The 26,121-nt window shown below is 73.6% G+C and carries 25 protein-coding genes; 16 read left to right on the forward strand and 9 right to left on the reverse strand.

Annotated elements, in window-relative coordinates:
- Positions 1-34 precede the first annotated feature (34 nt).
- From ACZ7IF_RS21490 to groL, 3 genes are all read left to right on the forward strand, one after another.
- Complete coding sequence (locus ACZ7IF_RS21490; RefSeq protein WP_470973525.1) at positions 35-313, forward strand: MoaD/ThiS family protein; 279 nt, start codon at positions 35-37, stop codon at positions 311-313.
- 382 nt (positions 314-695) lie between these two features.
- Positions 696-902, forward strand: a complete 207-nt coding sequence (locus tag ACZ7IF_RS21495) for a cold-shock protein (RefSeq protein ID WP_008743607.1) — start codon at positions 696-698, stop codon at positions 900-902.
- Between the two features lie 325 nt (positions 903-1,227).
- Entirely contained in the window at positions 1,228-2,847 is a 1,620-nt protein-coding gene (gene groL, locus ACZ7IF_RS21500; RefSeq protein ID WP_007265555.1) for a chaperonin GroEL, read from the forward strand.
- Between the two features lie 94 nt (positions 2,848-2,941).
- Here the strand turns inward: groL and ACZ7IF_RS21505 are convergent, their stop codons facing one another.
- Positions 2,942-3,352: a Uma2 family endonuclease gene (locus tag ACZ7IF_RS21505; RefSeq protein ID WP_470973631.1), complete on the reverse strand. Its 411-nt coding sequence runs from the start codon at positions 3,350-3,352 to the stop codon at positions 2,942-2,944.
- Positions 3,353-3,387: 35 nt separating this feature from the next.
- Here ACZ7IF_RS21505 and ACZ7IF_RS21510 point away from each other — a divergent pair, with 35 nt between their 5' ends.
- The 4 genes from ACZ7IF_RS21510 (at position 3,388) to ACZ7IF_RS21525 (ending at position 6,604) form a co-directional block, all read left to right on the forward strand.
- On the forward strand, positions 3,388-4,020 hold the full coding sequence (locus tag ACZ7IF_RS21510; protein ID WP_470973526.1) for a phosphoribosylanthranilate isomerase: 633 nt from the start codon (positions 3,388-3,390) through the stop codon (positions 4,018-4,020).
- Positions 4,021-4,062: 42 nt separating this feature from the next.
- A complete protein-coding gene (locus tag ACZ7IF_RS21515) occupies positions 4,063-4,806 on the forward strand; it encodes a LamG domain-containing protein (RefSeq protein WP_470973528.1) in 744 nt (247 codons plus the stop codon).
- Positions 4,807-4,848: 42 nt separating this feature from the next.
- Positions 4,849-6,276, forward strand: a complete 1,428-nt coding sequence (locus tag ACZ7IF_RS21520) for an outer membrane protein assembly factor BamB family protein (protein ID WP_470973530.1) — start codon at positions 4,849-4,851, stop codon at positions 6,274-6,276.
- 109 nt (positions 6,277-6,385) lie between these two features.
- Entirely contained in the window at positions 6,386-6,604 is a 219-nt protein-coding gene (locus ACZ7IF_RS21525; RefSeq protein WP_470973533.1) for a hypothetical protein, read from the forward strand.
- On the opposite strand, the gene ACZ7IF_RS21530 is transcribed toward ACZ7IF_RS21525, so the two are convergent.
- Both ACZ7IF_RS21530 and murQ read right to left on the reverse strand, forming a co-directional pair.
- The gene (locus tag ACZ7IF_RS21530) at positions 6,605-8,077 is read right to left on the reverse strand and encodes a PTS transporter subunit EIIC (RefSeq protein WP_470973535.1); all 1,473 of its coding nucleotides are present in this window, start codon (positions 8,075-8,077) and stop codon (positions 6,605-6,607) included.
- Positions 8,078-8,102: 25 nt separating this feature from the next.
- Positions 8,103-9,053, reverse strand: a complete 951-nt coding sequence (gene murQ / locus ACZ7IF_RS21535; RefSeq protein WP_470973537.1) for an N-acetylmuramic acid 6-phosphate etherase — start codon at positions 9,051-9,053, stop codon at positions 8,103-8,105.
- A 153-nt stretch (positions 9,054-9,206) separates the two neighbouring features.
- On the opposite strand from murQ, the gene ACZ7IF_RS21540 reads away from it, so the two are divergent.
- The 4 genes from ACZ7IF_RS21540 to ACZ7IF_RS21555 all read left to right on the forward strand — a co-directional run bounded on the left by ACZ7IF_RS21540 (position 9,207) and on the right by ACZ7IF_RS21555 (position 12,598).
- Positions 9,207-9,584, forward strand: coding sequence for a hypothetical protein (locus tag ACZ7IF_RS21540; RefSeq protein ID WP_405979455.1), 378 nt, complete (start codon positions 9,207-9,209; stop codon positions 9,582-9,584).
- Between the two features lie 7 nt (positions 9,585-9,591).
- Entirely contained in the window at positions 9,592-9,864 is a 273-nt protein-coding gene (locus ACZ7IF_RS21545; RefSeq protein WP_470973539.1) for a DUF4031 domain-containing protein, read from the forward strand.
- Positions 9,865-9,950: 86 nt separating this feature from the next.
- Entirely contained in the window at positions 9,951-11,108 is a 1,158-nt protein-coding gene (locus tag ACZ7IF_RS21550; protein ID WP_470973540.1) for a lipase family protein, read from the forward strand.
- Positions 11,096-12,598 carry a caspase family protein gene (locus ACZ7IF_RS21555; protein ID WP_470973541.1) on the forward strand — a complete coding sequence of 501 codons (1,503 nt, stop codon included), beginning with the start codon at positions 11,096-11,098 and terminating at the stop codon, positions 12,596-12,598. Before ACZ7IF_RS21550 ends, ACZ7IF_RS21555 begins: the two co-directional genes overlap by 13 nt.
- Here ACZ7IF_RS21555 and ACZ7IF_RS21560 read toward each other — a convergent pair.
- Both ACZ7IF_RS21560 and ACZ7IF_RS21565 read right to left on the reverse strand, forming a co-directional pair.
- Entirely contained in the window at positions 12,588-13,805 is a 1,218-nt protein-coding gene (locus ACZ7IF_RS21560; protein WP_470973544.1) for a Cmx/CmrA family chloramphenicol efflux MFS transporter, read from the reverse strand. The two genes, ACZ7IF_RS21555 and ACZ7IF_RS21560, sit on opposite strands and share 11 nt — an antisense overlap.
- Before the next feature lie 87 nt (positions 13,806-13,892).
- Positions 13,893-14,543, reverse strand: coding sequence for an HD domain-containing protein (locus tag ACZ7IF_RS21565; protein ID WP_470973545.1), 651 nt, complete (start codon positions 14,541-14,543; stop codon positions 13,893-13,895).
- Between the two features lie 109 nt (positions 14,544-14,652).
- On the opposite strand from ACZ7IF_RS21565, the gene ACZ7IF_RS21570 reads away from it, so the two are divergent.
- Positions 14,653-15,345: a copper homeostasis protein CutC gene (locus ACZ7IF_RS21570; RefSeq protein WP_470973547.1), complete on the forward strand. Its 693-nt coding sequence runs from the start codon at positions 14,653-14,655 to the stop codon at positions 15,343-15,345.
- Positions 15,346-15,572: 227 nt separating this feature from the next.
- Here the strand turns inward: ACZ7IF_RS21570 and ACZ7IF_RS21575 are convergent, their stop codons facing one another.
- Positions 15,573-17,555 (reverse strand): HelD family protein, encoded by a 1,983-nt coding sequence (locus ACZ7IF_RS21575; RefSeq protein ID WP_470973634.1) that lies wholly within the window; start codon positions 17,553-17,555, stop codon positions 15,573-15,575.
- Between the two features lie 473 nt (positions 17,556-18,028).
- Here ACZ7IF_RS21575 and ACZ7IF_RS21580 point away from each other — a divergent pair, with 473 nt between their 5' ends.
- Positions 18,029-18,214 carry a hypothetical protein gene (locus ACZ7IF_RS21580; RefSeq protein ID WP_470973548.1) on the forward strand — a complete coding sequence of 62 codons (186 nt, stop codon included), beginning with the start codon at positions 18,029-18,031 and terminating at the stop codon, positions 18,212-18,214.
- A 157-nt stretch (positions 18,215-18,371) separates the two neighbouring features.
- Positions 18,372-19,178: a glycosyltransferase family 87 protein gene (locus tag ACZ7IF_RS21585; RefSeq protein WP_470973550.1), complete on the forward strand. Its 807-nt coding sequence runs from the start codon at positions 18,372-18,374 to the stop codon at positions 19,176-19,178.
- On the opposite strand, the gene ACZ7IF_RS21590 is transcribed toward ACZ7IF_RS21585, so the two are convergent.
- Positions 19,144-20,787 carry a DNA repair helicase XPB gene (locus ACZ7IF_RS21590; RefSeq protein WP_470973551.1) on the reverse strand — a complete coding sequence of 548 codons (1,644 nt, stop codon included), beginning with the start codon at positions 20,785-20,787 and terminating at the stop codon, positions 19,144-19,146. The genes ACZ7IF_RS21585 and ACZ7IF_RS21590 overlap by 35 nt on opposite strands.
- A 154-nt stretch (positions 20,788-20,941) precedes the next feature.
- Here ACZ7IF_RS21590 and ACZ7IF_RS21595 point away from each other — a divergent pair, with 154 nt between their 5' ends.
- The gene (locus ACZ7IF_RS21595; RefSeq protein ID WP_470973553.1) at positions 20,942-21,409 is read left to right on the forward strand and encodes a GNAT family N-acetyltransferase; all 468 of its coding nucleotides are present in this window, start codon (positions 20,942-20,944) and stop codon (positions 21,407-21,409) included.
- Here the strand turns inward: ACZ7IF_RS21595 and ACZ7IF_RS21600 are convergent.
- Both ACZ7IF_RS21600 and ACZ7IF_RS21605 read right to left on the reverse strand, forming a co-directional pair.
- Positions 21,394-22,014: a DUF4291 domain-containing protein gene (locus ACZ7IF_RS21600; protein ID WP_470973554.1), complete on the reverse strand. Its 621-nt coding sequence runs from the start codon at positions 22,012-22,014 to the stop codon at positions 21,394-21,396. The genes ACZ7IF_RS21595 and ACZ7IF_RS21600 overlap by 16 nt on opposite strands.
- Before the next feature lie 58 nt (positions 22,015-22,072).
- On the reverse strand, positions 22,073-24,544 hold the full coding sequence (locus ACZ7IF_RS21605; RefSeq protein WP_470973557.1) for a helicase-associated domain-containing protein: 2,472 nt from the start codon (positions 24,542-24,544) through the stop codon (positions 22,073-22,075).
- A 63-nt stretch (positions 24,545-24,607) separates the two neighbouring features.
- On the opposite strand from ACZ7IF_RS21605, the gene ACZ7IF_RS21610 reads away from it, so the two are divergent.
- Positions 24,608-25,567 carry a hypothetical protein gene (locus ACZ7IF_RS21610; RefSeq protein ID WP_470973559.1) on the forward strand — a complete coding sequence of 320 codons (960 nt, stop codon included), beginning with the start codon at positions 24,608-24,610 and terminating at the stop codon, positions 25,565-25,567.
- The last annotated feature ends 554 nt before the right edge of the window (positions 25,568-26,121 follow it).

The raw sequence follows: 26,121 nt of genomic DNA on the forward strand, positions 1-26,121 counted from the left end.
TTCCCCCTGACACATCCGGAAAGGCGGTAGCGCCATGAGCGTCAACGTCCGCATCCCCACCATCCTGCGCACCTACACCGGCGGTGCCGCCGAGGTCCCGGCCGAGGGCACGACCCTCGCCGAGGTCATCGAGTCCCTGGAGAAGAACCACCCGGGCATCGCCGCGCGCGTCCTGGACGACCAGGGCAAGCTGCGCCGCTTCGTGAACGTCTACGTCAACGACGACGACGTGCGCTTCGAGGGCGGCCTGCAGGCGGCGACGCCGGACGGCGCCGGCGTCTCGATCATCCCCGCCGTGGCAGGCGGGTGCTGACGCGTTCAAATCAGAATTGCCCCCTCCGCTAAAAGCGGAGGGGGCAATTCTGCTTGATTGGGCGCGGTAGAGTTGGGGCAGTCCCCTCCGCTGTTCATGCCCGCCGCATATGAGCGGGCCGACGGATGGTTGACATTGAGTCAACATGCGCGCGCCTTTTGGGCCTTTGGTGCTGCTTGTCTGGCCCGAGTTGCCCTGGAATATGCCAAGTTTTCACCCTATTTCAAGGTTTCCGCGTGTCCAGATTTCTCGTCGGATTGACCTGTTGCTGACAGCACCGGTGCGGATACATTCAGCCGCGGTCGAGGCGTTCCGGCGCAAGTTCTGACCCGGGACCGCGAAGTGCGGTCCTGCGCAAGGGCCAGTAATAGGGGAGTTAGGCATGGCTCAGGGCACCGTCAAGTGGTTCAACGCGGAGAAGGGCTACGGCTTCATCGCGGTCGACGGTGGTGCGGATGTGTTCGTCCACTACAGCGCCATCCAGATGGACGGATACCGCACCCTTGAAGAGGGTCAGCGGGTCGAGTTCGAGATCTCGCAGGGCCAGAAGGGTCCGCAGGCGGACATGGTCAAGCTCGCGGCCGGCTGAGTCGGAGCGAACGCGATCGGCCACCGACGCACGCACAGACGCATGAGGGGCCCACATCCTGGACAGGGATGTGGGCCCCTCCTGCGTGTCGCCCCGCGTCGGCGCCGCGCCGCCCGCGTGTTGCCTGAAGCCGCTTGCACTCGTGGGGGTCGAGTGCTAATCATTGGCGTTAGCACTCTCCCGGTGAGAGTGCTACTAAGACGAGGACCGGGTCGGTGAGGCCCGCAGGGTCCGGCGGGACGGAACCGCTGGATCCGCAGGCCGTCCGTCGCGGGCGCGGGCGCGGTCCGGAGCAATCCACCCCTGTCCGGGAGGACCACTTCACATGGCCAAGATCATCGCGTTCAACGAGGAGGCCCGGCGCGGTCTCGAGCGTGGCATGAACCAGCTCGCCGACGCCGTCAAGGTCACCCTTGGCCCCAAGGGTCGCAACGTCGTCCTTGAGAAGAAGTGGGGCGCCCCCACGATCACCAACGACGGCGTCTCCATCGCCAAGGAGATCGAGCTCGAGGACCCGTACGAGAAGATCGGCGCCGAGCTGGTCAAGGAAGTCGCCAAGAAGACGGACGACGTCGCCGGTGACGGTACGACCACCGCGACCGTCCTCGCCCAGGCGCTCGTCCGCGAGGGCCTGCGCAACGTGGCCGCCGGCGCCAACCCGATGGCCCTCAAGCGCGGTATCGAGAAGGCCGTCGAGGCCGTCTCCGCCGCCCTGCTGGCCCAGGCCAAGGATGTCGAGACCAAGGAGCAGATCGCTTCCACGGCCTCCATCTCCGCCGCCGACACCCAGATCGGCGAGCTCATCGCCGAGGCCATGGACAAGGTCGGCAAGGAAGGCGTCATCACCGTCGAGGAGTCCCAGACCTTCGGTCTGGAGCTGGAGCTCACCGAGGGCATGCGCTTCGACAAGGGCTACATCTCGGCGTACTTCGCCACCGACATGGAGCGTATGGAGGCGTCCCTCGACGACCCGTACATCCTGATCGTCAACTCCAAGATCGGCTCGGTCAAGGACCTGCTGCCGCTCCTGGAGAAGGTCATGCAGTCCGGCAAGCCGCTGCTGATCATCGCCGAGGACGTCGAGGGCGAGGCCCTGTCGACCCTGGTCGTCAACAAGATCCGCGGCACCTTCAAGTCCGTCGCCGTCAAGGCCCCGGGCTTCGGCGACCGCCGCAAGGCCATGCTCGGTGACATCGCCATCCTCACGGGCGGCACCGTCATCTCCGAGGAGGTCGGCCTCAAGCTGGAGAACGCCGGTCTCGACCTGCTCGGCCGCGCCCGCAAGGTCGTCATCACCAAGGACGAGACCACCATCGTCGACGGTGCCGGTGACAGCGACCAGGTCCAGGGCCGCGTCAACCAGATCCGCGCCGAGATCGAGAACTCCGACTCGGACTACGACCGCGAGAAGCTCCAGGAGCGCCTCGCGAAGCTGGCCGGCGGCGTGGCCGTCATCAAGGCCGGTGCCGCGACCGAGGTCGAGCTCAAGGAGCGCAAGCACCGCATCGAGGACGCCGTTCGCAACGCGAAGGCGGCCGTCGAGGAGGGCATCGTCGCCGGCGGTGGCGTGGCCCTGCTTCAGGCCTCCTCGGTCTTCGAGAAGCTGGAGCTCACCGGTGACGAGGCGACCGGCGCCAACGCCGTGAAGCTCGCGCTGGAGGCCCCGCTGAAGCAGATCGCCGTCAACGGTGGTCTCGAGGGCGGCGTCGTCGTCGAGAAGGTGCGCAACCTGGCCGTCGGCCACGGTCTGAACGCCGCGACCGGCGAGTACGTCGACATGATCGCCGAGGGCATCATCGACCCGGCGAAGGTCACCCGCTCCGCCCTGCAGAACGCCGCGTCCATCGCCGCGCTCTTCCTGACCACCGAGGCCGTCATCGCCGACAAGCCGGAGAAGGCCGCCGCCGCTCCGGGCGGCATGCCGGGCGGTGACATGGACTTCTGATCGGCCCCCGGCTGATCGGCTGTTCTCGAACGAGGGCGGCACCCCTTCCCGACGGAGGGGGTGCCGCCCTCGGGCGTTTCCCGGGGGCGGGGGCTCAGTGGGCGTAGTCCTTGAGTGCCTCGGTGGCGAGGGAGAACCCGACCGGCTCGGGGAGGGCGCGGGTTCCGCCGCAGGAGCAGGACTCCCGCAGGCGGTAGCGTCCGTTTTCCGGCTCGCTGTAGACCGTGATGGTGTCGCTGTCGCGGTCGATCAGCAGGAACACGGGGATGCCCGCCTGCGCGTAACCGTCACGCTTCTCCTGCCTGTCGCGGGCCTCGGTCTCGTGGTCGTGTGACGTGACCTCGACGGTCATCAGCACCCCTGCGGGATCGGACCACTCGCCGTGCCCGGCGAAGCGCCGCTGCGGTTCGGCGCCGGGGGCGCGGCATTCGGTGCACTCGGCGCGGACCGGGGGTGCCGGCGGGGTCCCTTCCGGGGCCGCGGCCGCCCGGGGAATGGGACGTATCGCCGCAGCGGAGCCGGGTCTGTTTGACTCGGGGCATGAGCGAAAGCAGCGAGCGCAGGGGACTCTTCGTCAAGATCTGCGGACTGAAGACCCCGCACGACGTCGACGTGGCGGTGGAGGCCGGAGCCGACGCCGTCGGGTTCGTACTCGCCCCCGGAAGCCCCCGGACCGTCGGCGCCGCCCAGGCGCGGGAGCTGGCCGCGCGGGTGCCGGACCGGGTGCTGACCGTCGGGGTGTTCCGCGGACAGTCCCTGGAGGAGGTGCGCCGGCTCACCGGGGAGAGCGGCGTGCGCGGCGTACAGCTGCACGGCGACGAGCCCGCCGAGTACTACGCGCGCCTGCGCACCCCCGGCCGCACCCTGCTGCGCGCCACCGCCGAGCACGTGGCGCGCTGCGGCGAGTACGGGGAGGACCTGCTCCTCATCGACGCCCCCGACCCCGGTTCCGGCAAGCCCTGGAACTGGGGATCCGCGCAGTTCACGGCGCCCGAAGGGCAGTGGCTGCTGGCCGGCGGGCTCAGCCCGGCCAACGTCCGCGAGGCCGCCGCCGCCACCGGCGCCTGGGGCGTGGACGTCTCCAGCGGGGTCGAGCGGGAACGCGGGGTGAAGGACCCCGCCCTGATCCGCACCTTCATCGACGCCGCGCGTTCGTATGATTACTCTGAGTGAGAACGGGGTGTCGGGGGCCGGCCCGGCGGGCACAACCGCCGCATGGACCCGGAAACGTACGGCTGGCTGCGGCGCCTGACCCGCCGCCTCGCCCCCGCGGGCGGCGGCGGGGGGCTGCTGCCCGTGTTCACCCCGCGCCGCACCCCCGTCTTCACCGCCGACTTCACCTCCGCCACCCAATGGGTGGCCGGCCGCTCCTGGGCCTATCCCGACGGCGGCCCCGTCAACCCCGGCGACAACAAGCTCGACCACCTCACCGCCGACCCCGCCTACAGCCGCTCCGGCACCTTCCGAGCGACCCTGCGCCCCGACGGGAACTGGGACGCCGGGCTGCTCACCACCGAAGGCAGCGACGAGGGCTTCGAGGTCCGCACCGGCGACGTGCTGGAGGCCCGCGTCCGGCTGCCGGAGGAGACCGGCGCCTGGCCCGCCATCTGGACCTGGCGGGACGGCGGCCAGGAGATCGACGTCTTCGAGTACCACCCCGACAACCCCGACCTCCTGGAACTGTCCAACCACGTCCGCGAGGCCCACCGCTACCTCCGCGACCCGACCGTCCACCCGGGCGCGTGGCTCGACCTGAAGGTGGAGTTCGGCCGCAGGTCCGTCGTCTGGTGGGTGAACGGCCTGCGTGTCTACTCCGACGGCAGGGGCGTCGGCCGCGGCTGGCACGCGTACCTCATCGTCAACCTGTCCGTCTCCGCCGGCCGGTACCACCCCGCCCCCGGCCCGGGGGTCACCGAGATGTCGTACGAGGTGTCGCAACTGCGCGTCCACCGGGCGTAGTGCCGCCCGGGCCCCGGTCGTTAGGCTGCGGCCGGGGGGATCATGGACAAGGGAACACCACTGCCGGCGCGGCTCCGGGGCCTGCTCCTGACCTGCGCCGCCGCGGCGTGCGGCGCGGTGACGCTGATGTACTTCGTGCTGTTCTGGAAGCTGTCGTTCGTCGACATGCCCGGCAGCGAGTGCGACTCCGACACCTGCCCGCGCGGCATGGGCTGGCTGATGCTCTTCACGCCGGCCCTCGCGATCGCCACGTCGCTGCTGTGGAAGGGCGTCCCGGAGGGGGTGCGGCGCCGCTCCTGCCTGGTCGCCCTGGTCGCCGGCGTCGTGGCGACGGCCGCGCTGTGGCCCGGCTGGCGGGCCTACGAGTGGATGCGCGGCCCGCAGATGTACGTGTCCGGCTGGCAGATCGCCGACGGCTCCGGAAAGGCCGAGCCGGTGGGCGTCTGGGCGCAGCCGGGGTCGTCGGCGATGCTCGTGCGGGCCCGGGTGGACGGGCTCGTCGCCTTCGACGGGGAGGGCCGCAGGGGCTGGCGGCTCCCGGCCCCGGAACGTACGGCCGTCTGCGGGCTCAGCCGGAGCACCTCCTCCGGCGTCGGGCTCCTGGCCTACGACAGCGGCACGGGGGGCTGCGGCTCGCGGATCGCGGCCGTGGACCTGGAGCGGGGCCGCAGCCTCTGGACGGGGGAGGCGGCGGGGGTGCCGGTGGCCGCCGTCGGTGGCACGGCCGTCGTGGTGCGGCGGGACTCCGTGACCGGGCTCGACCTGCGCGAGGGCGGGGAGCGCTGGCGGGTGCCCGTCGCCGCCGAATGCCGGGTCGGGGCCGTGGACGGGGCCGGGGAGCGTGCCGTGTACGTCGAGGAGTGCGCGGGCCGTGCGGCCGCGCGGCTCGTCGCCGTCGACGCCCGTACGGGGGCCCGCGTGTGGGAGACCGCCCTGCCGACGGCGAGTGCGCTGAGCCAGGTGCGGGTGCTGTCGGCCGAGCCGCTCGCCGTCCACGTCAAGGAGAGCGCCCCGCGGGGCACGGACGCCGTCCTGCTCTTCGACGCCGCGGGCCGCGCGCGGGGCGCGGTGGCGGCCGCCGACCTGCAAGGGGAGCCGCTGGTGACCGACGGCCTGCTGGTCAGCGCGGTGCAGGCCGGGAAGAAGTCGGGGGTGTCGGCGTACGCCCTCACCGACGGCCACCGTGCCTGGCACACCGGCTTCGGGGAGGAGCGGATCCTGGGCCTGGCGCAGGCGGCCCGGCCGGGTGAGATCGCCGTGGTCACCTCCGACTACTGGTGGACGTACCTCTCCCGCCTCGGCCGGGGCGACGGCGGGCGCCGGGAGGAGGCCACGATCCTGCGCGAGGTGCGGCTCGGAACCCGCTTCGCCTTCCGTGCGGGTCCGCCCGGCTCCTACGTCTTCGTCAACCTGGACGCGGACGACGAGCTGTTCCCGACCTTCGAGGTCATGCCCGTGTGGGGCTGGTGACCCGGGCCGTCCGACGGCCGGGGCGGGCCGGGGGCCGGTTGAAGGCCGGGCTCATGATCGCCACTCTGTGTGCCGGACCCCAACACCCGCAGGAGAGAGGCGACACGTCATGATGCTCACCCCGCAGGAGCGGATGCGGGCGGCCGAGGAGGCCGTACGGCAGTTGAAGGACGCCCTCCACGGGGTGGGGGTGGTCTTCCCGTCCCTGGACGTCGAGCGGGTCTCGGCCGCCGGCTCGTACGGGCTCCCGCTGGTCGACCTCGGGCGCTGCAACATCGACACCGCGCTGCGGCTGGCCGCCGTACTCCACCAGCGCCGGGGCGGCTGATCAGGCCGGTACCGGCTCCTTCGCCGAGGCGGGGCCGGGCGGTGCGGCGGCTCCCGCGTCGGTGTCCAGGTCGGCCAGCATCCGCTTCGTGAAGCCGAAGAAGTACGTCGCGGCGAAGCCGACCAGGTACCCCACCGCGAGGCCGCCCGCGTAGACGGCGATGGTCACGCCCATGCCCGACGTACCGTCCAGCAGCGGGAACAGCGCCCAGCCCGACGGGCCGATGGCCGTCGAGCCGAACGCCACGCCCAGCTGGTTGCACAGCCCGACGAAGGCCCCGCCCGCCGCGCCGCCGACGCAGGCGGTGACGAACGGGCGGCCCAGCGGCAGCGAGACCCCGTAGATCAGCGGCTCGCCCACCCCCAGGAAGCCGGCCGGGAGCGCGGACTTGATGGTGGTGCGGACCGAGCCGTTGCGCGGGAGGCGGCAGTAGACGGCGAGGGCCGCACCGACCTGGCCGGCGCCCGCCATGGCGAGGATCGGCAGCAGGACGGTGTAGCCGGACTGCTCGATGAGGGTGGTGTGGATGGGGATCAGCGCCTGGTGCAGCCCCAGCATCACCAGCGGCAGGAAGAGACCGCCGAGGACCAGCCCGGCGACGGCCCCGCCGGCCGCCAGCAGCCAGTTCGCGAAGGCGCCGATCGCGGCGGCGGCCTCACCGGCGAGGAACATCAGCCCGAAGAGGGTGACCAGCCCCGTGACGAGGACCGTGAGGGTCGGCGTGACCAGTACGTCCAGCGTCCCGGGCACCCAGCGCCGGCACCACCGCTCCACGCGCACGGCGAGCAGGGCCGCCGCCAGCGCACCGAGGACCCCGCCCTGGCCGGGGGAGAGGTGCTGGCCGAAGGCGTCGATCCTGGCCACCCCCGGGAAGACGATCACCGCGGCGACGGCCCCGCCGAGGACGGGGGTGCCGCCGAACTCCTTGGCGGTGTTGAAGCCGACGAAGACCGCGATCAGGGACATGAACCCGGACGCGATCGCGGCGAGGGCGGGCACCACGGCCGGGGCCCAGCCGAGGTTGGCGAGCAGGCCGTTCAGGCCCGCGATGACCCCGCAGCCGATCAGGGCGGGGATCAGCGGGACGAAGACGTTCGCGATGCGGCGCAGGAAGAGCTTGAGGGGGGTGGCGTTCCGCGCCTTCCGCGCCTCCTTCAGCGCGGCGCCCCGCTCGGCGAGTTCCCCGGCGGTGACGGCCTGGGGGGTGGCCGAGCGGCCCTCCTCCACCAGCGCCTCGAACGCGGGCGTGACCCGGGCGACGGCGCCCGGCCCCAGCACGATCTGATAGGTGTCGTCCTCGACCACGCCCAGCACCCCGGGCACGGCCCGCAGGGCCGCGTCGTCGACGAGGGAACGGTCGCGCAGGCCGATCCGCAGCCGGGTCATGCAGTGCGCGACGGAGCCGATGTTGTCCGGGCCGCCGACCAGGGGGAGGATCGCGGCGGCGGTGGCGCGGTTCTTGTCAGTGGACATGTACTCGCCTTGCGTGGGAGGGCGTCTACCGGACTTGCGCTTGGGTCTGGGCGAGGGCGTCGCGCAGGTGTCCGCCCGCCCCGGCGAGCAGGCGGGCGGCCTCCGCGCCGTCGACCCCGCCGAGGACCACGAGGACGGCGTCCTTCACCTCGCCGCCCGTCGCCGCGAGCGCCGCCTCGATCTCCGCGTCGGGCGCGCCCGTGGCCAGCGCGACGATGCGCCGGGCGCGGGCGCGCAGCTTCTCGTTCGTGGCGCGCACGTCGACCATGAGGTTCCCGTACGTCTTGCCGAGGCGGATCATCGTGACCGTCGAGATCAGGTTCAGTACGAGCTTCTGTGCCGTGCCGGCCTTCAGCCGGGTGGAGCCGGTGAGCAGCTCGGGCCCGACGACCACCTCGATGCCGTGCTCGGCGGCCGCGGCGAGGGCCGATCCGGCGTTGCAGGACAGGCCGACGGTGAGCGCGCCGCGCGTACGGGCGAACTCGACGGCGCCGACCGCGTACGGGGTGCGGCCGGAGGCGGAGACGCCGACCACGGTGTCGTCGCCGGTCAGGCCGAGGGCGGCCAGGTCGCCGGCGGCCAGCTCCCGCGAGTCCTCGGCGCCCTCGACGGCCCGCACCATGGCCCCGGGGCCGCCCGCGATCAGGCCGACGACCTGCGCCGGGTCGGTGTTGAAGGTGGGCGGGCACTCGCTGGCGTCCAGCACCCCGAGCCGCCCGGCGGTACCCGCTCCCGCGTAGACCAGCCGGCCGCCGCGGGCCATCCGCTCGGCGATCGCGTCGACGGCGGCGGCGATCGGCTCCAGCTGTGCGGCGACGGCGGCGGGGACGGTGGCGTCCTCGGCGTTCATGACGCGGACGATCTCCAGCGTGGGGAGCCGGTCGATCTCCGCCAGCTCGGGCCGGAAGGCCTCGGTGGTCAGCGTTTCGAGCTGCGCGCGGAGGGCGGCGTACGCGGTGGTGCGGTTCTCGCTCACGGCTGGAACCTATTTTCCGGCGGGGCCGGGGGCAAGAAGGCACGCCCCCGCCGGTGCGGCGCGGACGCGTGGATTCCGGGCGGGTGGAGGCCGGGGAAAGCTCCGGGAAGGAGGGCCTTCGCCTGGGGCCCGGTCCGGGTTCACAATGTCCCCATGGACCACGCGACCCCCCTGGAGCAGGCGCTGCATGTCGCCCGTGCGCTCGTTCTCGCCGATCTCGCCGCCGGTGAGGTCGCCGATGCCGATGTCGTATCCCTCGTCGAGGACTCGGTCACGCACCGCCGGTGGTGGGTGGAGCAGTGGCCGGAGGGAGTCGACTACCTCGCCGGACTCGTCGCGCAGGACGTGAAGGACGCCCTGCTGGAGAAGTACGGGCGCTGGCCGTTGTGCCCCGTGTGCGCGCACGGGGATCCGCACGCGCTGGACGTGGAACCGGAGCTGGGGCCCGACCCGCACTGGGTGTGCTCGGAGGCCGGGGTGAAGGTGGCGGCCGTCGGCGGTCTCGGCCCCGTCTTCCACCCGGGCCGGTGAGCCGCCGGTGACGGTGTACATCGACCCGCCGGTCTGGCCGGGCCACGGCCGCCTGTGGTCGCACCTGGTCAGCGACGTCTCGTACGAGGAGCTGCACGCCTTCGCGGCGGGCATCGGCTGCCCGCCGCGGGCCTTCGAGCGGGACCACTACGACGTGCCCTCGTACCGCTACGCGGACGCGGTCGCGGCGGGCGCGGTGGAGATCGGCAGCAAGGACCTGGTCCGCCGCCTCACCGCGGCCGGCCTGCGACGGCCGAAACATCGCCCGCCTGTGGCCTGAATGCCCGTCATCTCTCCTGTTTTCAGGGCGATTTGCTGCACTAGGATGACCGCGGTTCGGCCACTCGCATAGGCATGAGGGGGATCGTGCGTCGGTCAGTGCTGTTCGTACACGGGACCGGGGTCCGTGAGGCTTCGTACAAGGAGACCTTCGGCGCGGTCCGCGCCCGGCTCGCGGACATCCGGCCCGGGCTGGAGGTCCGCGGCTGTTTCTGGGGCAGGGAGCAGGGCGCTGCCATGGCCCTCGACGGGGCCTCCGTCCCGCGCTACCGGCAGTCGCGCGGCGGTGCGCCGGAGGACGACGAGATCGAGGTCTGGGACGTCCTGTACGAGGACCCCTGGTACGAACTGCGGCTGCTCGGTCTCCAGCCCGTGGACGATTCCGGCTTCGGCTTCGGACTGCCGCCCTCCGAGGAGTTCCTCGCCGAGGTCACCGGGTACGTGCCGGGGCCCGCGGTGGTCGAGGCCTTCGCCGCGCGGGGCCTGGCCGAGGAGTTCACCGAGGCGCTGCGCGTCGTGGTGGGTGCGCCCGAGTTCCACGACGCCGCCGCCACCGCGGACGCCGACGGCACCGAGCACCGGCGCGCCGTGGCCCGCGCGGTGGTGGCCATGACCCTCGCCCTCTCCTTCGACCGGGGCGGCGAGGTCTCCGGCATGGTGCGCGACGAGCTGCTCGCCGTCCTCGGCACCGAGCTGTACGCCGAGGGCCGGTCCGTCGGCGGCTTCCTCGCCAAGGCGCTGGCCCGGCCCGTCGGCTGGCGCGGCCGCCACCGTCGTGGGGCGTGGGGCGACGCAGCCATGCCCGCCATCGGCGACATCCTGCGGTACCAGGCCCGCGGCCAGGGCGTACGCGACCAGATCAAGCGGACGGTCGAGAACACGCCCGGGGACGCGGTCACCGTGATCGCGCACAGCCTCGGCGGGGTCGCCTGCGTCGACCTGCTGGTGCGGGAGCGGCTGGAGCGCGTGGACCAGCTGATCACCGTCGGCTCGCAGGCGCCGTACTTCTACGAGATCGGTGCACTGGTCTCGCTCGAACACCCGCAGGCCCTGCCGCCGGGCTTCCCGGCGCGGTGGCTGAACATCTACGACGGCCGCGACCTCCTCTCGTACCGGGCCTCGGAGGTGTTCCCGGGCCGGGCCGACGACCACGAGGTCGACAACCGGCAGCCCTTCCCCTGGGCGCACACCACGTACTGGTCCAACCCCGATGTCTGGAGCGCGGTCGACGCATGGCTGAGCTGACCGTCCCCGACCCGGAACGCGTGCACGCACTGCTGGTCGGCATCGAGCACTACCCGCGCGTCAAGGACAGGGAGCTGCCGGGTGCCGCGGCCGACGCGATGCGGCTCGCCCGCTGGCTGCGCAGGCGAGGGGTCCCCGGCGGGAACATCAGGCTGCTGCTGGCGCCCGTGGAAGCCTCGTGGGCGGACCTCAACATCCAGGCGCGGGACCTGGGTCTCGACATCGAGCCCGTCATCTCCCGCGATCAGATCCTCGACAAGCTCGCCCCGCCGCGGACCGTGCCCGAGGGCGACCTGCTGTACGTGTACTGGGGCGGGCACGGCGTACTGGACCGGGGCGACCGCCGGCTGCTGCTCTGCCCGGACGCCTCGGCAGCCGAGCCGCGCTGCCTGGACCTGATGGACCTGCGGGAGTACCTGACCCGTCCGGACGTCGCGCGCTGCCGCAGGCAGGTCTTCCTCGTGGACACGTGTGCGACCTTCGTCCAGGCCGGGGGGACCAGACCGGCCGTCGCCGCCCTGCCGACGGGGAACCGCCTCCCGGTGGAGCAGTTCATGCTGCTCGCGGCCGCGCCCGGACAAGCGGCGAAGCAGCGCGGTGCCGCGCGGACCGGGGCCTTCTCGACCGCCGTCATGGACTGGCTGGAGGCGCACTCGCCGGGCCTGGGCACCGACCTCGACGCGCTGGTCGCGAACGTCAAGGAGCACTTCACCGGACACCGCCTGGGGAACCGGCAGCTCCAGACCCCCGTCACGCTGGTGATCCAGCCGATGGGCGGCGACGTGGAGATCTGGCAGCGCCCCGACCCTCCGGGGGTGAAGCGGGTGAAGCGGGCGTCGGCCGACAGATCCGGCGGGGCCGGGGTGTGGGCCGGGGGCGGGGTGCTCGCGCTGGTGGCGATGGTCGCGATCGTGGCGATGTTCCTGTCCCAGCACAAGGACGCGGGGCAGAAGGACCAGGCCGCCGCGCCGGGGGCAGGTGCCCCGGTGTCGGCGTCCGCGTCGGCCTCTGGTTCCGCCGCGCCCTCCCCTGCGGGCAGCAGTGCCGTCCCGAGCGCACCGGCGTCCTCAGGGGGTCCGACGGCGCGGGCGCAGGCCGCCGGGGCGGATTCCGAGGGGGGCGGGGAATCGTGCGCGAGCTTCTCGTCCACCGACGTGCCGGGCGTCGAGGAGAAGGCCTGCTTCCTGAGACAGGGCAATACGGTCTTCATGCGCGCCTACGTCAAGGCCGCTAACCCGACCCTGGTGAAGGTGTACGTCTGGCTGAGCCTGAAGGACGGCAACAAGTACCTGTATCCCTCAGGCGGCCCGAAGCCCTCGACGGTGACGGCCGACCTGGACACCCCGCCCGTGATGGAGCAGGTCGCTACTTCGCTCAAGCCCGGCACCGACTACGAGGTGCACGTCAGTACGAAACTCCCGAACGTCCCCCCACCGAACGCTCCCAACAATCCGGCGGTCACCGGGCACGGCCGGTGGTTCACCTACTGACGGCGTCCACCGCCACCTCCCGCGTGCCCGACCCGGCGACCACCCGGGTCGCACCGGCCGAGGAGCGGCGTTCCAGGCGGAGGGCCATGACGGTCAGGCCGATCGCGGTGACGGTCATGGCCGCGCCCGCCCATGCCGGGGAGGAGAAGCCGAAGCCGGCGTCGATGACCGTGCCGCCGAGCCAGGGGCCGCCGGTGTTGCCGAGGTTGAACGCGGCGGTGGTGGTGGCTCCGGCGAGGGTGGGGGCGGCGCCGGCGACGTTGAACAGCCGGGCGTTCAGCGCCGGCGCGGTGAAGAACGCCGAGACGCCGAGCAGGAACGACAGGGCGATCGCGGCGGCCGCACTGGAGGCCAGCACGGTGAGGGCCCCGAGGAACACCGTCGAGGCGGTGATGCCCCAGAGCATCACCCCGAACAGGTGCGCGTCGGCGATCCGCCCGCCGACGGTGGTCCCGATCAGCGCGCCGACGCCGAACAGGCCCAGGATCCACGGCACCCACTTCGAGTCCAGCCCGGCCACGTCCGTGAGCAGCGGCGACAGGTAGCTGAAGGCGCAGAAGACGCCGCCGGCGGCCAGGGCCGTGACGCCGACGGACAGCCACACCTGGCGGTCGCGGTAGATGCGCAGCTCGCGCCCGAGGCGGGGCTTCTCGTCGGGCAGCGGGATCTTCGGGATCAGCGCCAGGATGCCGGCGAGGGCGATGGCGGAGGCCGCGCCGACCGACCAGAACGCGGAGCGCCAGCCGAAGTGCTCGCCGAGGAAGGCGCCGGCCGGGACGCCGAGGACGTTGGCGATGGACAGGCCGCCGATCATGACGGACATGGCGCGGGCCCGCTGGCCCTTGTCGACCATGGCGATGGCGACGGCCGCGCCGACGGCCCAGAACCCGGCGCAGGCGAGGGCGGACACCACGCGGGAGGCGAAGAGGAAGGCGTACGAGGGCGCCAGCGCGCCCGCCACCTGACCGAGGCCGAAGAGGCTGATGAGGGAGATGAGGGTGGTGCGGCGCGGGAGGCGCAGGGTGGCGACCGCCAGCAGCGGTGCTCCGACGACCATGCCGATCGCGAAGGCGGATATCAGCAGGCCCGCCTGCGGGATGGTGACGCCCATGTCCTCGGCGATGGGCGGCAGGAGGCCGGACAGCATGAATTCGCTGGTGCCGAGCGCGAAGACGGACAGGCCGAGGATGTAGACGGCCACGGGCATACGGGACGAGGATCTTGCGGAGGCTGCGGGCATGTTCTACCCGAACCGCCCCGAACCGGGACGCATTCCCGGCCGGTCCGCCGTATGTCAGGTCAGGGCGGCCAGCTCGGCCTCCAGGTTGCGGCGGGCCGGGGCCTCCCAGTGCGCGGCGCCGTACGGGGTGCGGAAGAGGCGGGGGAGGGCGAGGAGCTGCCGCAGCACGGCGGCGCGGCCGGTGCGGAAGGCCTCGTCGGGGACGAAGCCGTACTCGGCGCGGACGGCGGCGGCGTAGGCGGCGTACGCGTCCGGGGTGCCCGCGAGGACGCCGAGGTCGGCGTCGCAGAGGGCCTCGCCGTTGGTGTCGCCGGGGGCGGGGTCGTGGGTGACGGTGAGCCGCACCAGGCGGGCGGCCTCGGCGGTGCGGGCCGCACCGACGCCCAGCTCGGGCAGGGCGCGCTCGGCGAGGGCGGCGCTGCGCTCCTCGTTCTCGGAGCGGTCGGGGCGGTAGACGGCGTCGTGGAACCAGGCGGCGAGCTCGACGGCGGTGGGGTCGGCCGCGTGGCCGGCGAGTACGTCGATCCGTGCGAGTACGTCGGCCAGGTGGGCGGTGGTGTGGTACCGGCGCTGCGGCTCGGCCCAGGCGGTGAGGAGGCGGTCGGCGTAGGGGGCGGGGTCGCGGGTGGCGCCGGCGGCGGTGGCGGTCGCGTCCCAGCGGGCGCGGAGGGAGGCGGTGTCGGGCGTCGTCTCGGGCGTGTCCATGCGGACATTGTGGGGGTGACGTGATTCCGCTGGTGGAGCGCGGGGTGGGGCCCGTACCCTGGATATTGGACTAGACCTATTTTCCATATGGGCATAAGGATGGGATCACATGAGCAACCGTGCGCTCCTGGAGGTGATCGCCCTCGACGCCGAGGACGCGGTCGCCGCCCAGGCAGGTGGGGCGGACCGACTCGAACTGGTCACCGACATGGCCGCCGACGGGCTCACCCCGCCGCGCGAGACCTTCGCGGCGATCAGGGCGGCGGTCGACATCCCGCTGCGCGTGATGCTCCGCAAGGCGGACGGGTTCGCGGCGGGCGACGTCTCCGTGCTGGTGGAGACGGCGCGGGAGCTGCGGGCGGAGGGAGCGGAGGAGTTCGTCCTCGGCTTCCTGCACCCCGACGGCAGCCCGGACCTCGACGCGGTCGAGGCGGTGCTCGCGGAGCTGGACGGCTGCCGTTGGACCTTCCACCGCGCGATCGACCGCGCCGCGGACCGGGACGGCCTGCGCAAGGCCCTCGCGGACCTGCCGGGGCTGGACACGTACCTGACGGCGGGCGCGGCGACCGGCGTCGCGGACGGGCTCCCGGTGCTGCTGGCGGAAGCCGCGGCGGGCCGGCGCGGTGAGCCGGGGTACGGGCCGCGGATCCTGGTCGGCGGCGGCCTGGCCCTGTCGCACCTGCCGGTGCTGCGGGAGGCGGGCATCGACGCGTTCCACATCGGCGGCGCGGCCCGCCCCTCCGGGTGGGAGCGGCCGGTCTCGGCGGCGGCGGTCGCGGAATGGCGAGCCGCGCTGGCCTAAGGGCTGTCCGTAATCCCCGGCGGGCGCACGACGCCGGCTACGGCACCTCGCCGCGTTGTCGGAACGCCCGAATACGCCCAGTACGGGGGCGCCCCTCCGCCTTGCGACGCACCGCATCCGACGCCGCGCGCTGATCCACCGGGGATCACGGGACAGCCCTTGGCGGCCGGGCCGCTGCGCGGCCGGAGGCCGGCGCAGCGGGCCGAAGCCCGGGAGGCCCGCCAGGCTCAGGAAGGCTGGGCCAGCGCCGCCGGCAAGGGGGCGGAGTGGAGGGCCGTGAGGCCGGAGACGGCTCGGGTGAGGCAGACGTACAGCCGGCGCAGCCCGGTGCGTTCGTCCGGCTCGCCGTCGACGATGGCCGCCGGCTCGTCCAGGACCACGTAGTCGTACTCCAGACCCTTCGCCAGCGACGCCGGGACCAGCGTGAGGCGGGACTCCGCCGTGGTCTCCTCGCCGGGCGAGAGGTACGGCAGGCCCGCCTCCAGCAGGGCCTCCGCCAGCACCGGGATCCGCGCGTCGGCCGCGATCAGGCCGATCGAGCCCTCGTGCGCGAGGGAGGCGCGGCAGGCTGCGAGCACGTCCGCCGTCAGGTCGGCGGACGGGCTCACCGTCAGCGACCCCGGCGTCTCACGCACCGAGGAGACCGCGGCCAGCCCCGGCGAGATCGACGGCAGCAGCCGCGACGCGTACGCGATCACCTCGCGCGGTACGCGGAAGCCCGCCGTCAGCTCCTCCAGCACCGCCTCCGGCTTGCCCAGGTGCGCCAGCGCCTCGTCCCAGCTGCGCGTGGCCCACGGAGTGGTGCCCTGCGCGAGGTCGCCCAGGACCGTCGCCGAGCCCGTCGTGCACCGGCGCCCGACCGCCCGGTACTGCATCGGGGACAGGTCCTGCGCCTCGTCGAGGACGACATGGCCGAGCGAAGGCGTCCGCTCCACCAGGTCCGCCGCCTCGTCGATCAGCACCAGGTCGGCCGCCGACCACTTCGCCGACCGCACGCTCCGGAACGGCTTCGTCCACAGCAGCAGCTTCTGCTCGTCCTCCGTGAGGACCCCGTCCGCGTGCAGTGCCAGGAACTCCGCGTCCGACAGCAGCCGCAGCACCAGCTTCGCCGGGTCGACCGCCGGCCAGACCGCCTTGACCGCGGCCTTCACCGCCGCGTTGCGGGCCACCGCGTCCTGGACCCGGTCGTCCGGCGCCTCGCCCGCCTGCTCCATGCGGACGAGGACCGTGTGCGCGATCCGCTGCGGCAGCGCGTCGCGGGCGGCGCCGTAGCGGATGTCGCGGTCCTGCAGCTCGGTGACGATCTCCTCCAGCTCGTACGCCGGCACCCGCCACCGGCGCGAGCCGCGCACCACCATCAGGGGCTCGGTGGGCGCGGTGACGTGCGAGCGGACCGCGCGGCGCAGCACCTCCGCCATCCGGGCGTCGCCCTTGACCACCGCCGTGGCGGCGGCGTCGGTGCCGCGTACCTCCAGGCCCTCGCGGGCCACGAGGTCGTCGACGGTGGCCTGTTTGACCTCCAGCTCGCCCAGGGCCGGCAGGACCTGCTCGATGTAGTGCAGGAAGGAACGGTTCGGCCCGATGACCAGCGTTCCGGTGCGGGCGAGGCGCTCGCGGTGCGCGTACAGCAGGTACGCGACCCGGTGCAGGCCGACGGCGGTCTTCCCGGTGCCGGGGCCGCCCTGTACGCAGACCGAGCCGGACAGGCCGGAGCGGACGATCTCGTCCTGCTCGGGCTGGATCGTCGCGACGATGTCGCGCATGGGGCCGACGCGGGGGCGCTCGATCTCCTGCTGGAGCAGCTTGCTGACGGCCTGCGCCTCCGCCGGGTCGGAGAGGTGCTCGTCCTCGTACGCGGTCAGCTCGCCGCCGGTGTAGCCGAAGCGGCGGCGCAGCCCGACGTCCTGCGGGTCGGCCTTGGAGGCGCGGTAGAAGGGCTGGGAGACCGGCGCGCGCCAGTCGATCACCATCGGGTCGCCCTCGGCGTCGTGGACGTGGCGGCGGCCGATGTAGAACTGTTCGCCCTCGGCGCCCTCGGCCAGCTCCGCGCCCGGGGCGTGCAGGTAGTCGAGGCGGCCGAAGAAGAGCGGGGTGTGGGCGAGGTCGGCGAGGGCCTTGATGCGGTCGTCGATCTGCGCCTGGAGGACGATGGCGTTGACCCAGTTCGCGGTGACGTCGCGGATGTCGAGGGCCTCGACGTCCTCGCGCATGGCGCGCAGGGCGGAGCGCGAGGCGGCCAGGTGGGCCCGTTCGCGGCCGAGCGGACCGGCGGGGTCCGCGCCGGGGGAGGACGTGGTGTCGGATGCGGTGTCGGGGGCGTGCGCGGACACGGGAAGGCCTCCAGCTGATGTGGTCCGGTGCTGTGTCGGTGCGGTACGGGAAGCCCCCGGTTTCCTCCCCCGGCTACCGCTGGGAGGGGCCCCGGGAAGGCGGCTCTCCCCGATGGGGCGGCGGGAGGCGGCAAGAGCGGAGATTGTAGTCAGCCGGGCCGGACGGCGCGAATGGATTTCGGGGGCCGGAAGTCCCGGGGGGCAGGACCTCCGTACGGGTGTCATACCGGGGAGTGTCAGACCTTCGGCAGAGCCACTAGGGGATGCCATGGGCCGCGAGGAGGACACGGGAGGGCGGCAGGTTCCGTCCCGAGGGCGATGTGCGCAGAGGGGAGAAAACGCACCATGGATACATGAGCACCGCAACCTTTGCCCCGGTCCAGGGCGGCCTCCCGAGCGGAGCCACCGCCACCTCGTACCACCGTCCCCGCCACCGCGTCGGCGATGTCCTGCGCGCCGCGAAGGTCTTCGCCGCTGCCGCCATGAGCGTGGTCGTCCTCGGTGAGTACGCCGAGGACGCCGGCGTCATACGCCGCTGACGTCCCGGCCGCAGCCGATGCGGCCGGCCGCCGCCCCCTTCGCGGGTGTGCGCAAGGCTTTGGCCTGAACCCGGCGGTAGCCAGGTGCTGATCCACTAGGGTCACGCGCGTGACCCGCAGCCCCGCTTCCGCTTCCCCACCCTCATTACTCGCAGCTGTGCTGGTCACAGGCTCGCTGCTCGCTCTGGGCGTCCTGTGCATCGCCCTGCGCATTCCGACGGCCGACGCCGTCCTCAGCGGCTTCTCCGCCGCCGAGTGGCACCCGCCCAGCGCCTATCCGCCGTTCGCCGCGATCCTCTTCACGCCCGCAGCCTGGCTTCCGGCGGGTGTGCTCAAGGCCGTCCTCGTCCTCGGGAACGCCGGCCTGCTCGCCCTGCTGGTCCTGCTCTCCTGCCGGCTCGCCGGAGTACGGGCCCGGCGGGGTCCGGTCATGGCCGCCACCATCGCCGGGCTGTGGCTGGAGCCGCTGTTCCAGAGCCCGCTGCCCGGCCAGATCAACCTGGCGCTCGCCTGCCTCGCCGTCTGGGACCTCGGCCGGCCGCGCGCCGCCCTCGGCAAGGGCTTCGCCCTGGGCGTTGCCGCCGGGATCACCCTGACCCCGGCGCTCCTCATCCCGTACCTGCTGCTGACCCGCCGCTTCCGGGTCGCCGTGACCGCCCTGGCCGGCCTCTGCGGCACCGCCCTGCTCGGCCTGCTGGTGCTCCCGGAGGCCTCCGCCGACTTCTGGGCCCACCACGTCCCGGTGACCGGCCGGGCCCTGCTGCGGGAGTGGCCGCAGCTGTGGGTGTGGGCCGTACCGCTGCTCACCGCCCTGACGGGTGCGGCCCACCGCCGCCGCACCCGCCAACCCGGCCGATACGGCCCGCACGGCCACCGCCCGCCCGAGGCCGGCCGGATCCCGGCCCCGCGGCCGCCCTCAGGGGGTCCGGTCAGTCGCTCGTCAGCAGCTCGTCCGCGTCCATGATCCGGTAGGCGTAGCCCTGTTCCGCCAGGAAGCGCTGGCGGTGGGCGGCGAAGTCCTGGTCGATCGTGTCCCGCGCCACGACCGAGTAGAACCGCGCCTCGTGCCCGTCCGCCTTCGGCCGCAGCACCCGGCCCAGACGCTGCGCTTCCTCCTGCCGGGAGCCGAACGTGCCGGACACCTGGATGGCGACGGTCGCCTCCGGCAGGTCGATCGAGAAGTTCGCGACCTTCGAGACGACCAGCACGTTGATCTCGCCCTCGCGGAAGGCGTTGAACAGCTTCTCCCGCTGCGCGTTCGAGGTCTCGCCCTTGATGACGGGCGCGTCCAGGTGCTCGCCGAGCTCGTCGAGCTGGTCGATGTACTGCCCGATGACCAGCGTCTGCTCGCCCCGGTGCTTGCGCACCAGCGCCTCCGTCACCTTCCGCTTCGTCGCCGTCGTCGCGCAGAAGCGGTACTTCTCCTCGGTCTCGGCGGTCGCGTAGGCGAGCCGCTCCGACTCGGTCAGGTTGACGCGGACCTCGACGCAGTCGGCCGGCGCGATGTAGCCCTGCGCCTCGATCTCCTTCCACGGCGCGTCGAACCGCTTGGGCCCGATCAGCGAGAACACGTCCGACTCCCGCCCGTCCTCCCGGACCAGAGTGGCCGTCAGGCCGAGGCGCCGCCGCGCCTGGAGGTCGGCGGTGAACTTGAACACCGGCGCGGGCAGCAGGTGCACCTCGTCGTACAGGATCAGCCCCCAGTCCCGGGAGTCGAACAGCTCCAGATGCGGGTAGACGCCCTTCCGCTTGGTCGTCAGCACCTGGTACGTGGCGATCGTGACCGGCCGGATCTCCTTGCGCGTGCCCGAGTACTCGCCGATCTCGTCCTCCGTCAGGGAGGTGCGCTTGACCAGCTCGTGCTTCCACTGCCGCGCCGAGACGGTGTTGGTCACCAGGATCAGCGTCGTGGCCTTCGCCTTGGCCATCGCACCGGCCCCGACCAGCGTCTTGCCCGCGCCGCACGGCAGCACGACCACACCCGAGCCGCCGTGCCAGAAGCCCTCGACGGCCTGCGCCTGGTACGGGCGCAGCGCCCAGCCGTTCTCCTCCAGCTCGATCGGGTGCGCCTCGCCGTCCACGTACCCGGCGAGGTCCTCGGCCGGCCAGCCCAGCTTCAGCAGGGTCTGCTTGATCTGCCCGCGCTCCGACGGGTGCACGGCCACGGTGTCGGCGTCGAGCCGCGCCCCCACCAGCGGGATGATCCGCTTCGAACGCAGGATCTCCTCCAGCACCGGCCGGTCGGTGCTGGTCAGCACCAGCCCGTGGACGGGGTGCTTGGAGAGGGTCAGGCGCCCGTAGCGGGCCATGGTCTCGGCGACGTCGACCAGCAGCGCGTGCGGGACGGGATAGCGGGAGTACTCGACGAGCGCGTCGACGACCTGCTCGGCGTCGTGCCCGGCGGCGCGGGCGTTCCACAGCCCGAGCGGGGTGATCCGGTAGGTGTGGATGTGCTCGGGCGCCCGCTCCAGCTCGGCGAAGGGGGCGATGGCGCGCCGCGCGGCCCCGGCGAGCTCGTGGTCGACCTCGAGAAGGAGTGTTTTGTCGCTTTGGACGATGAGAGGCCCGTTCACGCCTGGTCCCTTTCCGGCGGGGTGGCGGCCGCCCGGGCGCGGACGGCCAAACCTCCAGTCTGCCGCATCCCGCCGCGGGCGTGGGGGTCCTGCCGGGCCGGGCCGGAGGAAAAACGCGCTGACGCCGTCCGCCCGCGCGGCGTACCTTCCGGGCATGAGTGAAGATCAGCAGCCCTTCGTTCCCGACGGCTTCGACGTGCCGCGCACCCTCGCCGGCGACGGCTTCCGGCTGGAGCCCCTCGGGGCGGAGCACAATGTGCGGGACCTCGCCGCCTGGACCGGGAGCATCGCGCACATCCGGGCCACGCCCGGCTTCACGGGCCGCAACTGGCCGCCGCTGGAGGGGATGTCCGCCGAGGCGAACCTGGCCGACCTGGAGCAGCACGCGCGGGACTTCGCCGAGCGGCGCGGGTTCACGTACAGCGTGCTGGAAGGGGACGCGGAGGTCATCGGCTGCCTGTACGTCTACCCGTCGAAGGAGCAGGACGGGCGGGTGCAGGTCAGCTCCTGGGTGCGCGAGGACCGGGCGTACCTCGACGCCCCCCTGTACGAGACGGTGAGCGCGTGGCTGCGCGAGGTGTGGCCCTTCGAGACCGGGCTCGTCGACTACGCGCCGAGGTGAGGCAGCGGGCCCGCCGGGTAGGGCGTCTCGGCCGGGAGCAGCGCGCGGGCGGCGTCCAGGTCGCCCGCGCGGACCAGGCCGTGGACCTCCCGGGCCAGCGGGGTGACGTCGCGGATGGACACCGTCCACTCGTCGGCGTACGCCCGTGAGGCCGGCCCCGACAGGCCCAGCTGCAGGGACCGGTGGGGCAGCGCGTTCAGGTGGAGGTCCCGCTCCGGGTCCCACTGCACCCGGGCCGGGGAGCCGGCCAGGGACGCCTTCCACGCCTCGCGGTCCGCGTGGACGCCGGGCACGTAGTGGGACAGGCAGGCCTGGGCGAGGGCCAGGTCGAAGCCCTCGCGGCTGATCTCGACCGCCAGGACGGTCTCCTGGTCGGCCTTGGCGGCCCAGCCGCAGCGGTACATCATCCACAGGAACGACGGCTTGATCCACGTCATCCGCTCCCGCTTCCACGCGGGCGGGAACCGCCCGTCGCGGGCCGCGGGCACGCCGAGGTGCGGGGCGTAGGCCTGGTAGACGGTGACGGTGGTGCCGGTGTGGGCGGCGCGGATCTGGTGCCGGGGGGTCACGGGTTCGGGCGCGACCGCGGTCGTTGCTTCGGACATGCCGTCAGGGTGCCGGTTGCCGCCCGCCGCCGACCAGCGGTTTTCCCGCGCCGGTGCCCTACACCTGGTCCTCCGCCAGTTCCGCCACCCCCGTGATGCGGTGCAGGGCGTACGTACGGACCTCGTCCGCCGTGTGGTCGTACCCCGTGACGAAGCCGCCCTCCACCCGCACCGGGGCGATGACCCGCTGGCTCGCCGCCCCGTCCGCGTTCACGTACCCGATCCACACCGCCGACCCCGTCAGTGCCGCCGCCTGCACCGTCGCCAGGGTCTCCGCCGCGCTCGTGCGCGGCAGCTCCCCCGGAACGCCCGAGGACGACGAGGCCGCCGGCTCCTTGCGGACCGCCGTCGCCGCCAGGTCGCCCGCGCGGATCGCCCGTACCGCCGCGCCCAGCAGCGTCGCGTCCGGCACCGGCGGCCCGTCCGGCACCGGCACCGGCGCCGAACGCGCCGGGGTGCGGTGCGCGTCGGCCCGCGCCACCAGCACGTCGCCGGTACGGGACTCCGCCGCCGGGGCGTACCCCATCGCCCGCAGCCCCTCCAGCAGGGACGCCGGATCCGCCTGCGCCGCCAGCACCGTCGGTGCCAGGCGCCGCAGACCCAGCGCGGCCGACCGCCTGTCGGCCAGGATCTCGCCCAGCATGGCGTCGTCGTCGCAGCGCACGTACGAGGACGCCGAGCCGACCCGCAGGTGCCCGTGCCGCCGCGCCACGTCGTCGATCAGGTACGCCAGCGGCTGCGGCACCGGCGTACGGCTGTGCTCGGCGAGGAACGCGTGCAGGTCCGAGGCCGCCTGCCCGGAGTCCAGCGCCCGCCGCACCGAACCCGGAGTGAACCGGTACACCGTCGCCCCGCCCTTGGACTCCACCTCCGCGAGCACCGACAGCGTCTCCGCCAGCGGGCGCAGCAGCGGCCCCGGCGCCACCGCCGTCAGGTCCGCCTGCAACAGCACGTGGTCCACCGGCTCCGGCAGCAGCGGCGCCAGCAGCCCCGCCGCATCCCGGTGCTCCAGCAGCGCCCGGCCGAACGCGCTGAGCGCACCCCGCCCCGTGACACCCAGCACCTCGGCCTCGTGCAGCGCCCACCGCGCGAGCCGGGCCCGCAGATCGCCCGTACCGCGCGCCGGGCGCTCCCACGCCAGCCGCTCCAGCACCGCCTCCGGATCGGGCACCCCGCCCTCCGGCAGCTCCCCGACCAGGTCCAGGACCCGCCGCCGCACCTCCGGCGCCGCCGAACGGTCCAGGTCCGGGCCGAGCGCCGACAGGGTGCGCCCCTTCGCGTCCTGCTCCCCGACCAGCCCCGGCGTACGCGTCGCCGGCAGCCAGGCCGCCGCCAGCGCCGACCACCGCTCCGCGGGCGGCAGCTCCCGCCAGTCGTCGAAGGCGGGCGTCGGCGCGTACCGCTCGTCGGCCTCCCCGTCGCTGGCCAGCAGCCCCGCCGCGTACGCCAGCTCCACCCAGAACGCCGCCTCGGACTCCGTCGTGTCCAGCGCCGCCGCCGTCCGCTTCATGTCCCGCACCGCCAGCCCGCCCGCCCGCAGCACCAGCGGCCCCGCGTGCTCCCAGGACTTCACCAGCTCCTCGACGGTGGCCAGCGCCGCCAGCGCCTGCCCCGCCGCGTTCGCGTCCACAAGCTGTGGACGGTGCTCCCGGTGCACGCCGACCGCCGGCGCGAGCGGCTCCGTACGCCGGTGCGCGAGCCCGCCGCGCAGGTGCAGCGCCACCTCGCGGGGCAGTACGACCGTCCGCGGCGAAGCCGGCAGCAACAGCCCCCGGTCGCGCAGCCAGCGCACCGGCGGCGTCGGATCCGGGGTCACCTCCCCGTACGGCGGCCCCCACACGAGCCGCCCCAGCACCTGGTGCGCCTCCGCCGGAGCCCCGTCCAGCAGCGCCGACATCCGCTCCGGGTCGGTGAACAGCCCGGTCAGCGCCGCCACCGCCGACACCGGGTCGTGCGTCGCGGGCAGCCCGGCCGCCGCCACGATCTCCTGCACCCGGGTCGGCGACATCCCCGCCGTCGCCTCGGCGACCGTCGGCCCCAGCCCCGTCGGGGAGGGCCGCTGCGCCGACGGGGCGAGCAGCTCCCGGGCGGTGCGGACCAGCCGCAGCCGGTCCTCGTCCCCCCACACCAGAGCCTGGTCCCGCAGGGTCCCCAGGGCCCGGGGGAGCGCGTCGCGGGCCTCGGCGTCCTCGCCGCCGGAGCCCGTCAGCAGCTCCTCCAGCACGGGGTACGGGCACGGGTCCGGGGCCACCGCGAGGGCCTCGGCCGTCTGGAGCGCGAACCGGTCCAGGCGGTCCAGGGCGCGCACCACCGACGCCCGGGTGCCGGCGCGGGTGGCCAGCTGGGTGACGTCACCGGGCACCGGGTTCAGCAGATCGGGGCGGGCGTGCAGCAGGGCGGCGAGCGCCACGTCGTCGCGGGCGCGGAGCGCCTCGGCGAGGGAGCGCGGGGCGTTCGCCGCAGCGGTACTTGCCTCGGGCACGTTGGTCGCCTCCTGGTCACGCCGGCCGGACCGCCGTCCGGTCCCCATCCGGCCAACGGTATCCGCTGCGTCGTCGGCCGCTCCACGGACGCACGCGCTACCGTCGGGGGCGTGGGGATCGAGAGCGACCATCTGGTCTACGAATATCTGAGCCGCGTCGGGGACTTGGCGGCGCGGCGGCAGCTGTCGTCCGGGGACCGGATGCGGCTGGTTTCGGGGCTGCGGGACGAGATCGACCGGCGCCGCGCCAAGTACGAGCCCGACACCCCGGCAGCCGTACGCGGAATCCTGGAGCGCATCGGCACGCCGGAGGAGGTCCTCGACACGGTCGGCGCGGCACGGGCGGCGGCCCCGCCGGTGGCGCCGGCGGCCCCGGCGGTGCCGGCCCAGCGGGGCCCCGGGAACCTCCCGCGCAACGCCCCGCAGAACGTTCCGCCGCACCTGGCCGGGCTCGACGAACTCGGGCCCTCCGGCGGAGCCGAACCCGACTGGTGGAGCCTGTCCCCGGGCGCCTCCGGGAGGGGGCCGCAGGTGGAGGGCTTCGCGGGCGGCATCGAGATCCCGGACCTCTTCGGGGAGGAGGCGGAGGAGGAGCGCAAGGCGCGGGAGGCGCGGGAGGCGGGGAACGCCAAGCCGGACCCCGCCGCCGGCCCGGCCGCCGCGGCGGGGGGCCTCGTACGGTTCCTGCGCGACCGGCGCGAGAAGAAGAAGGCCGCCGCCCCGGAAGGGGAACCCAGGCCCCGCCCCCACGCGTTCCTCGTACTGGCGGCGCTACTGCTCCTCGCGGGGGCGCTCACCGCGTACTGGCTGCTGCTCGGCGCCGGCGCGCTGGTGGCGTACGCCTCCCGCGTGCTCGGACCCCGCGAGCGCAAGTGGGTACTCCTCGGCCTGCCCGCCGCGGTCTTCACCCTGGCCATGCTCTGGCTCTGGGGCCGCGCCGCCGGCCACTGGGGCACCCCCATCCCCTCCGACCAGGTCGGCCCGGCCTTCCAGTCCCTCTGGCCCACCCTGGCCCGCACGGCGGGCGCGGTCACGGCGGCGTACCTGCTGTGGCGCTCCCGACGGCGGTAGGGAGGCGGGGGCGGGGTACGCCGACTCGTGGCGCGGGCGGTCGGGGCGCTGTACGCAGCTCGCGGTCCGGGCCCGCCATCTCCCCCCGGGGGCCGGGGTGGGGAGCGGGGTGCCGACTGGGCCGGATCAGGGCTGGTTTGGGGGTTTCCCGTCAGTCTCATCGTCCTTCCGTGTCGGGCCGGCCCGTCAAGGGCGCTCCCTTCGGTCGCGTCACTTCGTGATCGCCTTCGGCGACCCTTGACCGACCGTCCCGCCCCGGAAAGCCGAAAGACTGCCGGGAAGCCCCCAAAAGAACGGCACGGTCCAAGGGAGAGGGACGGGCCTGTCAGCGATGAGGCGACGGGGCCGGGTCTTGGCCTGCCGGGCATCCGGGCGGCCTTGATCCTCCTCCAGGGCCGGAGGGTCGGCTGCCTGCACCACATGTTGACCAGATGCCCCTGCGGATCACCCAAGCGCAGCAGATCGCTACGCGCTCCTCGGATTTCAGCGTCCGGCGGCCGTCTGGGGCAGATACCCGCACCACATGACGACCGGAGCAGCGCGGGAAGCGCGTG

It is taken from the genome of Streptomyces sp. NPDC037421 (assembly GCF_055602105.1).